Source organism: Spirochaeta thermophila DSM 6192 (genome assembly GCF_000147075.1).
GTDB classification, from domain to species: Bacteria; Spirochaetota; Spirochaetia; order Winmispirales; family Winmispiraceae; genus Winmispira; species Winmispira thermophila_A.
Genome location: NC_014484.1, coordinates 1,139,093 through 1,151,772, shown reverse-complemented (window position 1 = coordinate 1,151,772; position 12,680 = coordinate 1,139,093). Strand labels below are relative to the sequence as shown.

Here is a 12,680-nt window from a genome sequence, read left to right as displayed (position 1 = left end):
GGCTCAGGGTGAGAGGTGGAGCTGTTTGCGCCAGTCCTTCCTCTCCTGAGGTTCGAACTCGATGCGCTTTCTCACGAAGAACCGTACGGGACTCGGTGGACTCTTGCGTAATACGATCCCGAAGCTCCCTCCTCCGAGGTAGCAGATTTCCTCCCCCTCCCGAAGCTGTTCCCTCTCCTTTATGAGCGATACGGCGCATTCGAAATGGATGGGGTCTCCCGTATCGGGGTGGGCGATGGCCTGGAGCACGTCGGCGATGGCATCACCGCAATGGGAGCACGTGAAGACAGGTAACGCGCGCTGGGGCGTCTTCTCCTGAGGGGGTGATGTCCGGGAACGATTCCCACTGCCGTCAGGCCTGCGGTTGCCTCTTCTCCGTCTCTTCCTGCTCATGGACCGCCTTTCCTCTCTGGATGAGCTCTATGGTAATGATCGTGGCGATTCGGTCAATAGCCTCCTCCAGATAGTGCTCATCCTGGATCTTCTTCTTGAGATCCTCTATCCTGCGTGGATCAATCTCCCGAGCAATCCGTACCATCTTCTGTCCCGTCAAACGCTGCTGGTATATGACGGACCTCTCCCGAGCGTCCTATGAAGACTACATCGAATCGGATGTCGAACCTCTCCTCATCGAATCCTCCACGCAGGAGGAACTCACGAGCGGTACGCACGATGCGTTCCTTCTTCCTGGAGGAGAGTGCGTATTCAAGATCGGACATCCCGAACCCCTTCCAGGATTTCACTTCGACGAAGACGAGCGTTCGTCCCCTTACAGCTATAATATCGACCTCTCCCGCCGATCCTGTAAAATTTCTTTCCAGAATCCGGTAGCCTTCGGCAAGGAGATAGGAGACTGCCTGTTCCTCCCCACGCGCGCCTTGGGCCCGTCGGTTCATCGCGACACGAGCCGTGACTTGATCTCCTGGGGCTCCACGGCCTTCACGATGAAGAGGGAACGGTTCTTCTCGAGATCACACGATGCCTCGTCCCTCCCTCCAAGTTCGCGGCCCTCCGCCGACACGAGGAGGCGGAGTCGCGGTCTGAGAGGTGCCCGGGGGTTGGTCTCCACCACTACCCCCACCGCTCCGTTATTGAGGACCACCAGACTCCCCAAGGGGTAGATCCCTACCGTACGGATGAAGGCCTTCAGGATCTCCGGGTCGAAGCGCTTTCCGTTCTCGCTGAGAATCGATCGCATGGCCGTGTACCCGGTGAGAGGGCTCCGATAGGGTCTGTCGCTCACCATGGCCTGGAAGGCATCGGCGACCGAAACGATCCTCGCGAAGGGGGAGATCTCGTCCCCTACCAGACTCTTCGGATACCCACGGCCGTCCCAGCGCTCGTGGTGCTGGAGGGCCACGAGGGCCACTTCCTCAGGATAGCCCAACTCGTTGTGGATGATGCGGTAGGCGTGCACCGGATGCGTCCTCATGAGATGGAGTTCGGTGTCCGTGAGGGGAGCGTCCTTGTGGAGGATGTGTTCGGGGATGCGCAACATGCCCACATCGTGGAGAAGCGCGCCGGTTCCGAGAGAGAGACGCCGATGCCGAGGCACCTGGAGCGTCTCCGCGAGGAGGAGGGAGAGGAGGGCGATGCACACCCCGTTCGCCGGCAGGTCATAGACATCGACACCGCTGTAGAGTACGAAGTGGAGCACCTCCTGTCCAAACCGCTCCACGATGGAAACGAGACCATCCACGATACGGTCGATGTGGTCTCGCTGGACCGATGACATCTCCGCTATACGGTCGAAGACCTCCTTTGTCTCTCCTATGACCCCCTTCAACCGCTCGTAGAGCTCCTTCTGATGCGGGGTGTGGAACGAGGAGAGAAAGAGCATGAGATCCCTCGTGTTGTCGGGATCGATGGCTTCCCCTTCGGAGTAGACCTCCTCTATGTTCCATTTGATGAGTTTCTGGAGGTCCTTTCCCTTGAGGGGCACGTCGGCGGGAAGGAAGAGGCTCTTTTTCTCCTTGTCGAGATAGACCGCCGAGGTGAAGCGTATTCCCGGTTTCAAGTCATGGATCGCTATCACTTTCATCTCTTCGTACACTCCGTTTTTCTATACTATATACAAACGCGAAGATCGTCGCTACCACTTCATAGAGATCCTCCGGAACATATGTGCCGGGGAGGAAGAGGTCGTAGCCTTCGCGCGCGATACGATGCTCCACCACCGGGATGCGATGCTCCCGGGCAAGATCCAGTATGAGATCGGCGGTCTTCCCTCTTCCCTTCGCGATCACGAAAGGAGCCGGGAGCTCGGGAGTGTACTTCATGGCGACGGCGGCGGACGCGCTCCGCCTCCTGTCCTGATCCTTCTCCTGTCTCATACCGAGAGATCCACCTGCATCCCCCTGCCGGGAACATGGATCTCGAAGCCGTCGAAGGCGTCCCTGGGGAGAGGGTTGACGTGACAGGGAAACCCCTGTCCCTCGAGCCGGCGCTTCAGGCCGGCGATGAGGTCTCCATGGGGCTCGAAGACTTCCGGTGAGAGGAAGACATCGATCCTCCGGGAGGGAGCCCTCCAGAGAATGAAGACGTATTCGGCGTTTCCCTTCAGGTGAAGCGTATAACGCTCAATGGGGGAAGCCGCCTCCCGTCTCTCATAGGAGAGACACCCCTCGATCGAGCGGTCCTGTGCGAGGAAAAAGCGGAACGGGACGATCCAGGCCGTGTGATCGGGGCCTTGGAGGGAGTTGAAGAAGGGCAGCACCCCCTCTCTCTGTTCCTCGTGAGCCCCGAGTGAGGGAAAGTAGACAGAGGGGACGTCCATCTCTCTTGGAGCCGGGAAAGGGAGGGAAAGTTCGGAGAGGAGTCGTTCGAGGAGCTCGGGTTCGGGTGCGAGGCCTTTGAGGAGCGCCCTCACGATGAGGCCGAGTTCGCGGGCACCCAAGGCGCCTTCGTTCGCCTTTGCCTCAAGGAACCGAAGGAAACGGGGGGGGATGAGGTATGCGTACTTCGTAAGCAGGAACCGGGAGAGAGGAGAAAACGGGTCCCGAAAGGGGCGGGAGAGGATCCTGAGGTAGATCACCCCGTGGCGTCGTTCGACTCTCGCGGTGTAGCGGGCCCCCTCTTCGAGGGGGAGGCTGCTCTTCACCACGTAGCGGTGTTCTCCCACACGGGCTTCCCAGAGCCCGGATCCAGCCTTTCTCAAAACAAAAAGGGATACGACCGAACCCTGTCGTATCCCCTCTACCCTCGCAAGTGGATGCTGTCGTTGGACGTCCCAGACGAACATCGTCTACTTCTTCGAGGGAAGTTTCTCTTTCACCCGGGTGGCGCGCTTTCCGATGCGATCGCGCAGGAAGTAGAGCTTCGCACGTCGGACCTTTCCTCTCCTCACCACTTCGATCTTCTGAATGCGGGGCGAATGGAGGGGAAGGATGCGCTCCACTCCCACCCCATAGGAAATCTTACGCACGATGAACGTCTCCCTGAGGCCGCCGTGCTTTTTCGCGATGACGATACCTTCGAAGACCTGAATCCGTTCATTCTGGCCCTCGTCGATGCGGAAGTGGACACGTACCGTATCCCCCACGTTGAAGTTGTCCCGATCGTCCACCATCTGCCTCGCTTCAATCGCCTGTAGCTCGTTCATCTCCTCTCTCCTCTAAGATGATCTTGAGAATGCCTTTTTCCTCTTCTGTGAGCGCTTTATTATGCAGTAAATCGGGACGCCTGTCCAGAGTCCTCTCGAGGCTTTTCCTGAGCCTCCACCTGCGGATCTCCTCGTGATGTCCCGAGAGAAGCACGTCTGGAACGGACATCCCCCGGAACTCCACGGGTCTCGTGTAATGCGGATACTCCAGGAGGCCGGAGGCATAGCTCTCCTCCTCCAGCGATTCCCGGGTGATGACCCCTTCCCGGAGGCGGATGACGGCGTCGATCATCACGAGCGCGGCGAGTTCCCCGCTGGAGAGCACGTAGTCGCCGATGGAGTACTCCCGCGCTCGATAGAAGTCGAGCACCCGTTGGTCCACCCCTTCGTACCGGCCGCAGATGAAGATGAGGGTCTCCTCGCGGGAGAGGTCCCGAGCGACCTGCTGGGTGAACCGGTATCCCGCGGCACTGGGATACACCACGGTGTGTGAAAGGGCGTTCACGCTGTCGAGGGCCTCGGCGAGAGGTTCGGGCTTGATCACCATTCCCGCCCCCCCGCCGTAAGGTGCATCGTCGCATGTCCGATGACGATCGTGGGCGAAATCCCGGAAGTTCACGATGGTATAGGAGATGAGTCCTCGTTCCACCGCCTTGGCGGGAATGGAGGTGGTGAAATAGGGCTCCACCAGCTCCGGAAAGAGGGTGAGTACCACGATGTTCATTCGAGGATCCATGGGGTCTTGAGCTCGATTCTTCGCCTCAGGATGTCGACTTCACCGACGAAGTGATCCTGAAAGGGGATCATGGCCCGCCCCCCGCCTGAGAGGGCGACCTCGAGAAGAAAGGTGTGCGGCGCTTCGATCACGGCGACGATCGTCCCATGGAACACCGAGCCCTCCTCTCCCCTGCTGTACACCTCACACCCTTCGAGATCGGCGATGTAGTACTCCCCTTCCCTGCAGGGAGCGGCATTCTCACGAGGCACCCAGATCTCCCAGCCCTGGAGACGCTGGGCGGCTTCCCGTGTATCCACCCCTTTGAGCTTCACGAGAAGGGTGGGATGTGTGCCGAAGACGCCTTCCACCTCGTACTCGCGTTCGATACCGCGATAACGGAGAGTGAGCCGCTCCAGCTTTCTGAAGTGCTCACTCTCCCCCGAAAAGCTGTGTACTCTGAGGGCACCGTTGGTGCCATGGGCGGACCGGATGTACCCTATGGCAAGCCGATCCTTCATCGACTCAGTCGAGGATCTCGAGGATCACCCGCTTGCCCGTCTTGGTGGCAGCCGCGCCCAGTATGGTACGGATCGCCTTGGCGATGCGGCCGTGTTTGCCGATCACCTTCCCCACGTCGTTGGGATCCACCCTGAGTTCGAGGATGGTGGACTTCTCGCCTTCGATGAGGTTCACCTCGACGCTGTCCGGATTATCGACCAGGGCCTTCGCGATGTAGGCGACGAGTTCCTTTTCCATTATCCACCTCTCATTTCACGGTGATGTTCTTTTTGTTGAGAAGGCGCTTCACCGTTTCGCTCGGCTGCGCACCCCTCTTCAGCCACTCCCGGACCTGCTCTTCTTTCACCACGATCTGTTTCTCCGGGTCCTTTTCGATGGGGTGATAGAGTCCCACCTCATCGAGTACCCGTCCATCGCGCGGGTTCCGAGATTCGGCGACCACAATCCGGTAGTACGGCCGCTTCTTGGTACCGAATCGCTTGAGTCTGATCTTGACCACCTCTATCCTCCTCCTGTGCTAGTTCATCCACGACGTTGGCATGGACTGCTGCATTCCTTTCTGTTTCAGCATCTTCTTCATCATAAGACGCGTTTTTTCAAAATTTTTCAAGAGGCGGTTGACCTCGTAGACCGAGGTGCCGCTCCCTCGGGCAATACGCTTCTTACGGGAGGGGCCTATGATCTTGGGGTTGCGTCGTTCCGCAGGCGTCATGGACAGGATGATGGCTTCCTCCCTCCGTACGGCCTTCTCGTCGATCTCCTGTCCCCCGAGGGCTGCCTGCATCCCGGGGACGAGTTCGGCGAGCTTCTGTAGACTCCCCATTTTCTTGATTTTCTGGAATTGTTCAAGATAGTCCTCGAGCGTGAAGGTGGCCTTCTTGATCTTCTCCTGGAGCTTTTCGGCCTCCTCCGCCTCGGTGAGTTCCCGAGCCTTCTCCACGAGGGTGACCACGTCGCCCATGCCCAGGATACGGGAGGCGATGCGGTCGGGATAGAAGGGTTCGAGGTCGTCGACCTTCTCGCCGACGCCTATGAACTTGATGGGCGCGCCGGTGATGGTTCGTATGGAGAGGGCGGCGCCGCCCCTGGTGTCGGAGTCGAACTTGGTGAGCACCACACCGGTGATGCCCACGGCCTCGTTGAAGGCCTTGGCCACGTCCACGGCCGTCTGTCCGGTCATGGCGTCGGCCACGAGGAGGGTCTCGTCGGGGGAGAGGTCACGGACGAGGCGGGAGAGCTCATCCATGAGCTCCCGGTCGACCTGATGACGACCCGCGGTGTCCACGATGAGGGTGTCGACGGCCTGCCGCTTCGCGTGCGAGAGGGCGCGCTTCACGAGCGTGCGCGGGTCCTTCAGGGACCGGTCGGTATAGACGGGTACGTCGATGGTGGCGCCCAGGGTCTCGAGCTGGTCTATGGCGGCCGGCCTGGCGAGGTCGGCTGCCACCAGGAGGGGCCGCCTCCCCTTCTTCTTGAGATGGAGCGCGAGTTTCGCCGCCGTGGTGGTCTTTCCCGATCCTTGGAGGCCTGCGAGGAGGATGATGCTCAGGGTGTCGGGGCCTTTGAGTGCGAGATCCTGTCGTTCGTCACCGAGGAAGGAGACGAGCTTGTCGTAGAGGATCTTCACGAACTGCTGGCCCGGGGTGACGGACTTGAGGACGCGTTCTCCGGTGGCTTCCTGGATGGTCTGGTTGACGAATCGTCGTACGACGCGGACGTGGACGTCGGCTTCGAGGAGGGCGTACTTTATCTGTTCCACCGCTTCCTCGATGTTCTTCGGGCTGATGGTGGCCTTGCCGGTGATGGTACGGACGATGTCCTGAAAGGTTGCGCTTATGCGATCAAACATGGATCTCCCCTTCTGCCAAAGACAAGCTCTATGTATAACGAAATCCCGGGGAAAAGTCAAGCAAACTGTTTATCTCACATAGAGATAATGTCGTTCGAGATAGCGCATGCGGGAGAGTATCTCTTTTCTCCTCTGGGTAAGGGGATAGGTCTCGAGGATGCGACGATAGAGGTCATAGGCGTCTTCGATCCGGTGGGGAGGGGCTTCCTCGTAGTAGCGGGCGCGGTAGTAGAGGAGGTCTTCGTGCTGGGCCGGGGTGAGGGGGGCCTGGAGGAGGGTCTCGAGGATGGAGGGGATGGGGGGATAGGTGTGGGTGTCGAGGAGGATGGTGAGGGCGTCGAGGAGGACGGCGGGGGAAAGGAGGGAGGCGGCTTCGACGTGGCGGGCGATGAGGTCGGGGGTGCGGGTGAGGGTCCCGAGGCGGAAGAGCTGGGCGCGTATGGGGAGGGTGTCGTCGGGAGAGGCGGAGAGGAGGGTCTGAAGGACGCCGAGGGCCTGGTCGTAGGCGCCTTGGTCGATGAGGTCGAGGGCCTCCCTGAGGGTGGGGGAAGAAAGCGCGGAGGCCGGGGTGGAGAGGGGGACAGGGGTGGAGACGGGGGTGGGGCCGGGGGACGCGCGGGGGGTGGTGAGGCCGCGGGTGGTGGAAGGTGGGGTGACCTCGAGGATGAGTTCTTTGATGCGCATGGTGCCGTCGTAGGGGTTCTGTTGCTGGAAGAAGAGGGTGTAGGTGCCGGGGGCCGGGAGGGCGAACTGGAAGATGGTGGTGCTTCCGGTGGAGAGGCGATCCTCGAGGGTCACGGTGCCGCCTTCACGGGCGCCGGCGAATATCCAGCCCGAGCCTTCGAGCACGACAGGGATGATCTCCTGGTAGGGGATGGTCTGGTGGTCGGTTTCGTCGGGCTGGAGGGTGGTGGGGAGGAGGGGGGCGGTGGGAGTGGGAGTGGGAGTGGGAGTGGGAGTGGGAGTGGGAGTGGGAGTGGGAGTGGGAGTGGGAGTGGGAGTGGGAGTGGGAGTGGGAGTGGGAGTGGGAGTGGGAGTGGGAGTGGGTGTGGGTGTGGGTGTGGGTGTGGGTGTGGGTGTGGGTGTGGGTGTGGGTGTGGGTGTGGGTGTGGGGACTGGCGAAGGGCTCGGGGAGGGAGCGATCATGGGAGTCGGAGAAGGACCGGTCTCCGGAGAAGACGCCATCCGCTCTGCACTCCTCTCCTCCCCCTCCATGAGATCCGGGAGGGGGTCGAGAAGGAGGAGTTCTTCGAGCTTCATCCAGCCCTGCTCCGGTTCATCCGACGGATCGGCCAGCAGATCAAAGGGGAGATCGAAGGCGAGCTGAAGACCTGGGAGAGGGGCCAGGCAGAGGGAGAAAGCGGCGACGATCGTCCTCCAGCACCGATTCAGCATCATGGGATATGCTCCAGAATCGTACGAATTTCACGACGGACACGTGCCCGATAATCCTCGCTTCCTTCGACCATCGTCCACCACTCTTCCAATTCATCGGATGTCCAGGCGTCCGCTGCATTCCGAAGGGGGAAAAGCCGGAACTCAGTGATCCTCCGGAAGAGATCGGGTATCAGGAGATCATCAACGCTATAGAATGAAGCGATGGGAGAAGAAGAGACGGAGGAAGGAGACTCCGGTGCCTCGTCTGGACCTGAGGGAATACCGCTCCAGACCCACACTGCGATACCTATACCCAAGAGTCCACCGGCAAGGAGTGAGAGTAGTACGTGGAGAGGGAGACTTTTAAACGATATCCTCCGCATATGAGGGCTCTTCCTTCCCCAGAAGTCGTATGGTCACTATCTTGGAGATCCCGGACTCTTCCATGGTGACCCCGAGAAGGTTGTCGGCTCCTGTGATGGTCTTCTTGTTGTGGGTGATCACGATGAACTGGGAACGCTCGCTGAACTCCCTGAGGAGCTCCACGAACCTTCCGATATTGTTCTCATCAAGAGGGGCATCTATCTCATCCAGGATACAGAAGGGAGATGGTTTCACCATATAGATGGCGAACAATAACGCCACCGCGGTGAGCGATCGTTCCCCCCCTGAAAGCAACCCGATGTGCTCGAGCTTTTTACCGGGAGGCTGTGCGAAGATTTCGATACCCGACTCGAGAGGATCGGAGGGATCAAGCAGTTTGAGCTCTGCCCTCCCGCCACCGAACAGACGTCGGAACACCTGATGAAAGTTCACCTTGATCTTCTCATACGTGGCGAGAAAGAGTTCCCTCGATTCCCTGCGGATCTCCTGGAGCACAGTGGTGAGGTTTTCCTTTGCCTTGTTCAGATCGCTGAGTTGGGACACGAGGAATTCATAGCGGTCCTTCACGTCCTTGAATTCCTCCGCAGCCATGAAGTTCACGTTACCCAGTCGCCTCCGTTCCTCTCTCTTCTCCGCCAACACTCGGGCGAGATCCCCTGGATTCTCCTGCACTTCCATCTGAAGGAATTCCCTCAGAGTCCTCCCGTGCTGGTCTTTGAAATACGTTTCCAGTGCCTTGATCTCCTCTTCATACCGCGCGACTTCCACCTGGAGCCGTTCCACATCCTCCTGGAGCCGGGAAAGCTCCCCCATCTTTTGTTTTATTTCATTTTCATGAGAAGAGATAGCGAAATTCTTCTCCTTGATGTTACGCTCTATCTCGACGATCTTTTCTCTACAGGAAGCCTCCTCCTGGAGGAGGGCCTTCTGCTCCCGTTCGAGGGCATGGAGGGAAGCCTTCACGGTATCGAGTCGTCGGTTCGAAAGATCCACCTCCTTCTGGATCTGGTTGATCAAGGAGAGCGTCTCCTCCTTGTCCCTCAGGAGGGCATTCACGGTCTCACGGAGGGCTTCCGCCTGAGTCGCGATCCTGGTACTCGTCAATCGCAGATCCTCGAGGGATTTCCGCCGCTGTTCGTTTCTGGTACGGACCTCACGGATGCGGGTCTGGAGCTCAGCTATCCTTTCCCGAGAAGACTGTATTTTTTTTGTTACATCTTCAAGTAAATTATCAATAGCCCGTTTCTTGGTGATGATCCCCTCGGGAGCGGTGAAGGCTTCGAGAAATGAAGGTTCCGTGGCCAGATACGCGGCATAGAGGTCTCTCGCCTGCTCCACCGTCCGGGCCATCTCCTCCAGCCATTCCTCAAAGGGGGGGTCGGGATTCCCGAGCCGCTTGAAGTCCTGCAGGATCTCCCGTCTATGACGGATCCTGGCAAGGAGGTGATCGAGGGACTCACGGAGCGCGTGCGAGAGTGTGACTCGTTCCTTTGCGGAGAAATTGCTCCTCTTCAACCCTTCATCGAGCTCCTTCACAATCTCTTCCGTGAGATTCGCGAGCTCCCCATGGAGGTGTTCTCGTTCCCGTTCCAGCTCGGCGATCATGCCTTCAGAATCAGCGATTTCCTGCTCGAAGGCGATGATCTGACGCTCGGAAACGGCGATGCTCTCTTCCCATTCCTGTATCTGGCTCTGGATATGTCGCCGCTCCTCGAGAATGCGTTCGTATTCCTTCTCTTTCTCCACAATACTCGATTCGATACGGAGGAGACGATCACGAAGGTGTTGCTCCCTCACCCGGTCGGTGGAGATCTTTCCTTCGATCTCACTGATCTGTTCAGAGAGGAGGGTCATCTGGGAGGAAAGGCTGTGCCGCTTCACCTCGAGTCCATAGAGTTCCCTTTGATAACGTGCGAGATCGTGTTCCAACGAGCCCATGGTATCAAGGCTGTCCTCCACCGAATCGTTCAAGCGATGTATCTGCTCTTTCAGCCTGCTTCTCTCCTCCTGTCGCTCCCGGAGCCTCTCCCGGTGACGCACGAGGGCCTTCTCTATGCGCCGATACTTGAGAAGAGACTGTTTTATCTCGATTTGGAAGATCTCCTCCGAGAGTGCACGATACCGTTCCACCTTTTCGGCCTGCGCCTTGAGGGCATGATATCTCTTTTCCACTTCACGAAGTACGGATTCCACATGAACCATGTTCTCTTCCGTCCGGAGGAGTTTTTGGTTCGCTTCGACTTCCCGCTGGCGGTATCTGGTGATCCCCGCGGCCTCTTCGAATATCTGTCTTCGATCCTCTGGACGTGAGGAGAGGATCTGGTCGATCTTCCCCTGCTCCATGATGGAATACGCGGATTTACCTATCCCCGTATCGAAAAAGAGCTCCTTCACGTCCCTGAGACGCACAGGAGCATTGTTGATCGCATACTCGCTCTCCCCCGAGCGATACACCCTCCTCCTTATGGCGATCTCATCGAAGTCGAGAGGAAGATGCCCCTCGTTGTTGCTCAGGATGAGCGTCACTTCCGCCACATTGAGAGGTTTTCTGTCCTCGGTTCCATTGAAGATGACCTCCTCCATGGAAGAGGTACGAAGGGTCTTGGTGCTCTGTTCGCCCAACACCCATTTGATCGCATCCACGATATTACTCTTCCCACAACCATTTGGGCCAACGATGGCCGTCACTCCTTCCCGGAACTCTATTCTCGTCTTCTCGCCGAAGGATTTGAAACCGAAAAGCTCAACCGCCTTGAGTATCATGCACCGTCCTGATCAGATAGTAATGATGGGGAATCATAGCAGGAGAAAGGTGGGCTGTAAAGGGAAAGCCTTGCAAGGGGATAGGAACCCCTGGTAAGATGGGACTCACCCCATGGATACGGTATGCGGCATCGACGAGGTAGGCAGAGGCCCTCTCGCCGGCCCGGTGGTGGCTGCAGCGGTGGTTCTCACGCCTGGAACCTCCCTGCCCGGGCTCAAGGACTCAAAAAAACTCTCCCCTGAAGAGAGGGAGCGTCTCTTTCCTCTCATACTGGAAGCGGCGGCAGCCGTCGGGGTGGGATGGGCGTGGCCGCACGAAGTCGATCGTTTCAACATCCACAACGCCACGCTCAAGGCGATGGAACGGGCCTACGAAATGTTGATACAGAAGCTATCGCCGTCCCTCGTTCCCACCGAAGTAGTGATAGACGGGAGGCACGCCCCCCCGTCCATCACGCATGCACGGGCGGTAGTAAAAGCAGACTCGTTCGTACCTGAGGTCATGGCCGCGTCGATCGTGGCCAAAGTGTTCCGGGACGAATGGATGAAGATCTATCATAGGTTTTTGCCGGAATACACCTTTTCACAGCACAAAGGTTACCCCACCCGGCTTCACAGGGAACGGATTCTCACAATCGGAAGCTGCCCAATTCATCGTCGGACCTTTCTTGTTCGAGCCGCTCGATCTCCTTGAGCGCTTCCCTTAGGCCGTTGAGGAAACGGTAGAGATCTTCCCTGTAGACCACCACCTGATCCCTCTCAAACCCTTCCCCCAGCTCATCCTTTCTGCTCTCCACGATTGCGAGGAAGAGTTCTCCATACCGGTTCTCTTTCACATTGAAGAAGTAGGTCCTCTTGCCTGCGAATACCTTTGATGAAAAGAGTTCTCCTCTTGTCCCCATACTCACTCCTTCTCTACGTATCATTGATGAGGTTATACCTCAAAATCTCTCATCGTGCAAGTAGATATTTCTCCTCGAGCAGTAAATTCCAGATGAGGGATCGACACCCTTCCCCGACGGGCGCCCTTCGCTGTGTTTCCATCGGCTTTTCACTGTATCTCCATTGACAGAAAAAGAGAACTCCTTCTTGATCGTCTCTCCTTCCAAGAAACATTCGCCGGGTGTCGACGAGTCGAGGGCGTGACCGAGATAGTCGGAGAGATGGACGAGACTGTAGACGAGTACATCCGACATGCAACCGGTCCTGCGGGTGTGGAGGAGACACGCATCGACGAACAGAAGGACATCTGCGACTTCCGCACACCCACACTCGAGGAAGCATCGAAAGAGCTCTCTGATGATCTCCTGGATCCTGACGAGCACCGCATCCATGCTCGTCGTCGAAGGGGCAAACTCGGTAAGGGCATGAAACGTTCCAACGAGGGTCCTGAGCCGTTTCCTTCGTGGAGCCTCGATCATCCCTCCCCCTGGGAAGCGTTATGTGCTCCTCTTCTCATCCTACTCCTT

At 58.2% G+C, this 12,680-nt stretch carries 17 protein-coding genes; 1 reads left to right on the top strand and 16 read right to left on the bottom strand.

Annotated features, from left to right (window positions below):
• Positions 1–3 precede the first annotated feature (3 nt).
• From STHERM_RS05250 to STHERM_RS05180, 14 genes are all read right to left on the bottom strand, one after another.
• Positions 4–393 (bottom strand): hypothetical protein, encoded by a 390-nt coding sequence (locus tag STHERM_RS05250; RefSeq protein WP_013313848.1) that lies wholly within the window; start codon positions 391–393, stop codon positions 4–6.
• Positions 353–538: a hypothetical protein gene (locus STHERM_RS05245; RefSeq protein WP_014624711.1), complete on the bottom strand. Its 186-nt coding sequence runs from the start codon at positions 536–538 to the stop codon at positions 353–355. The genes STHERM_RS05250 and STHERM_RS05245 overlap by 41 nt, the downstream gene beginning before the upstream one ends.
• The gene (locus STHERM_RS05240) at positions 513–896 is read right to left on the bottom strand and encodes a YraN family protein (RefSeq protein ID WP_041623293.1); all 384 of its coding nucleotides are present in this window, start codon (positions 894–896) and stop codon (positions 513–515) included. The genes STHERM_RS05245 and STHERM_RS05240 overlap by 26 nt, the downstream gene beginning before the upstream one ends.
• Positions 893–2,041, bottom strand: a complete 1,149-nt coding sequence (locus STHERM_RS05235; RefSeq protein ID WP_013313846.1) for an HD domain-containing phosphohydrolase — start codon at positions 2,039–2,041, stop codon at positions 893–895. Before STHERM_RS05235 ends, STHERM_RS05240 begins: the two co-directional genes overlap by 4 nt.
• On the bottom strand, positions 2,019–2,333 hold the full coding sequence (locus tag STHERM_RS05230) for an EscU/YscU/HrcU family type III secretion system export apparatus switch protein (protein ID WP_013313845.1): 315 nt from the start codon (positions 2,331–2,333) through the stop codon (positions 2,019–2,021). Before STHERM_RS05230 ends, STHERM_RS05235 begins: the two co-directional genes overlap by 23 nt.
• Positions 2,330–3,157, bottom strand: a complete 828-nt coding sequence (locus STHERM_RS05225) for a hypothetical protein (RefSeq protein ID WP_237223377.1) — start codon at positions 3,155–3,157, stop codon at positions 2,330–2,332. Before STHERM_RS05225 ends, STHERM_RS05230 begins: the two co-directional genes overlap by 4 nt.
• 87 nt (positions 3,158–3,244) lie before the next feature.
• On the bottom strand, positions 3,245–3,601 hold the full coding sequence (rplS, locus tag STHERM_RS05220) for a 50S ribosomal protein L19 (RefSeq protein WP_013313843.1): 357 nt from the start codon (positions 3,599–3,601) through the stop codon (positions 3,245–3,247).
• On the bottom strand, positions 3,579–4,325 hold the full coding sequence (gene trmD / locus STHERM_RS05215; RefSeq protein ID WP_041623291.1) for a tRNA (guanosine(37)-N1)-methyltransferase TrmD: 747 nt from the start codon (positions 4,323–4,325) through the stop codon (positions 3,579–3,581). Before trmD ends, rplS begins: the two co-directional genes overlap by 23 nt.
• On the bottom strand, positions 4,322–4,837 hold the full coding sequence (gene rimM, locus STHERM_RS05210) for a ribosome maturation factor RimM (protein ID WP_013313841.1): 516 nt from the start codon (positions 4,835–4,837) through the stop codon (positions 4,322–4,324). The genes trmD and rimM overlap by 4 nt, the downstream gene beginning before the upstream one ends.
• 4 nt (positions 4,838–4,841) lie before the next feature.
• Positions 4,842–5,075, bottom strand: coding sequence for a KH domain-containing protein (locus STHERM_RS05205; protein ID WP_013313840.1), 234 nt, complete (start codon positions 5,073–5,075; stop codon positions 4,842–4,844).
• A gap of 10 nt (positions 5,076–5,085) precedes the next feature.
• Positions 5,086–5,337, bottom strand: a complete 252-nt coding sequence (rpsP, locus tag STHERM_RS05200; RefSeq protein ID WP_013313839.1) for a 30S ribosomal protein S16 — start codon at positions 5,335–5,337, stop codon at positions 5,086–5,088.
• Between the two features lie 18 nt (positions 5,338–5,355).
• Positions 5,356–6,687: a signal recognition particle protein gene (gene ffh / locus STHERM_RS05195; protein ID WP_013313838.1), complete on the bottom strand. Its 1,332-nt coding sequence runs from the start codon at positions 6,685–6,687 to the stop codon at positions 5,356–5,358.
• A 69-nt stretch (positions 6,688–6,756) separates the two neighbouring features.
• Complete coding sequence (locus STHERM_RS11980) at positions 6,757–8,085, bottom strand: hypothetical protein (RefSeq protein WP_071650332.1); 1,329 nt, start codon at positions 8,083–8,085, stop codon at positions 6,757–6,759.
• A gap of 342 nt (positions 8,086–8,427) precedes the next feature.
• The gene (locus STHERM_RS05180; protein WP_013313835.1) at positions 8,428–11,211 is read right to left on the bottom strand and encodes a chromosome segregation SMC family protein; all 2,784 of its coding nucleotides are present in this window, start codon (positions 11,209–11,211) and stop codon (positions 8,428–8,430) included.
• A 112-nt stretch (positions 11,212–11,323) separates the two neighbouring features.
• On the opposite strand from STHERM_RS05180, the gene STHERM_RS11445 reads away from it, so the two are divergent.
• Positions 11,324–11,905 carry a ribonuclease HII gene (locus STHERM_RS11445; protein ID WP_013313834.1) on the top strand — a complete coding sequence of 194 codons (582 nt, stop codon included), beginning with the start codon at positions 11,324–11,326 and terminating at the stop codon, positions 11,903–11,905.
• On the opposite strand, the gene STHERM_RS05175 is transcribed toward STHERM_RS11445, so the two are convergent.
• Positions 11,841–12,113: a DUF3276 family protein gene (locus STHERM_RS05175; protein ID WP_013313833.1), complete on the bottom strand. Its 273-nt coding sequence runs from the start codon at positions 12,111–12,113 to the stop codon at positions 11,841–11,843. The two genes, STHERM_RS11445 and STHERM_RS05175, sit on opposite strands and share 65 nt — an antisense overlap.
• 39 nt (positions 12,114–12,152) lie before the next feature.
• Positions 12,153–12,632, bottom strand: coding sequence for a hypothetical protein (locus STHERM_RS05170; RefSeq protein WP_013313832.1), 480 nt, complete (start codon positions 12,630–12,632; stop codon positions 12,153–12,155).
• Positions 12,633–12,680 lie beyond the last annotated feature (48 nt).

Coding starts and splice junctions, on each gene's coding strand:
- STHERM_RS05250 (WP_013313848.1), bottom strand. CDS start 393: ATGAGCAGGAAGAGACGGAGAAGAGGCAACCGCAGGCCTGACGGCAGT.
- STHERM_RS05245 (WP_014624711.1), bottom strand. CDS start 538: ATGGTACGGATTGCTCGGGAGATTGATCCACGCAGGATAGAGGATCTC.
- STHERM_RS05240 (WP_041623293.1), bottom strand. CDS start 896: ATGAACCGACGGGCCCAAGGCGCGCGTGGGGAGGAACAGGCAGTCTCC.
- STHERM_RS05235 (WP_013313846.1), bottom strand. CDS start 2,041: ATGAAAGTGATAGCGATCCATGACTTGAAACCGGGAATACGCTTCACC.
- STHERM_RS05230 (WP_013313845.1), bottom strand. CDS start 2,333: ATGAGACAGGAGAAGGATCAGGACAGGAGGCGGAGCGCGTCCGCCGCC.
- rplS (WP_013313843.1), bottom strand. CDS start 3,601: ATGAACGAGCTACAGGCGATTGAAGCGAGGCAGATGGTGGACGATCGG.
- trmD (WP_041623291.1), bottom strand. CDS start 4,325: ATGAACATCGTGGTACTCACCCTCTTTCCGGAGCTGGTGGAGCCCTAT.
- rimM (WP_013313841.1), bottom strand. CDS start 4,837: ATGAAGGATCGGCTTGCCATAGGGTACATCCGGTCCGCCCATGGCACC.
- STHERM_RS05205 (WP_013313840.1), bottom strand. CDS start 5,075: ATGGAAAAGGAACTCGTCGCCTACATCGCGAAGGCCCTGGTCGATAAT.
- ffh (WP_013313838.1), bottom strand. CDS start 6,687: ATGTTTGATCGCATAAGCGCAACCTTTCAGGACATCGTCCGTACCATC.
- STHERM_RS11980 (WP_071650332.1), bottom strand. CDS start 8,085: ATGATGCTGAATCGGTGCTGGAGGACGATCGTCGCCGCTTTCTCCCTC.
- STHERM_RS05180 (WP_013313835.1), bottom strand. CDS start 11,211: ATGATACTCAAGGCGGTTGAGCTTTTCGGTTTCAAATCCTTCGGCGAG.
- STHERM_RS11445 (WP_013313834.1), top strand. CDS start 11,324: ATGGATACGGTATGCGGCATCGACGAGGTAGGCAGAGGCCCTCTCGCC.
- STHERM_RS05175 (WP_013313833.1), bottom strand. CDS start 12,113: ATGGGGACAAGAGGAGAACTCTTTTCATCAAAGGTATTCGCAGGCAAG.
- STHERM_RS05170 (WP_013313832.1), bottom strand. CDS start 12,632: ATGATCGAGGCTCCACGAAGGAAACGGCTCAGGACCCTCGTTGGAACG.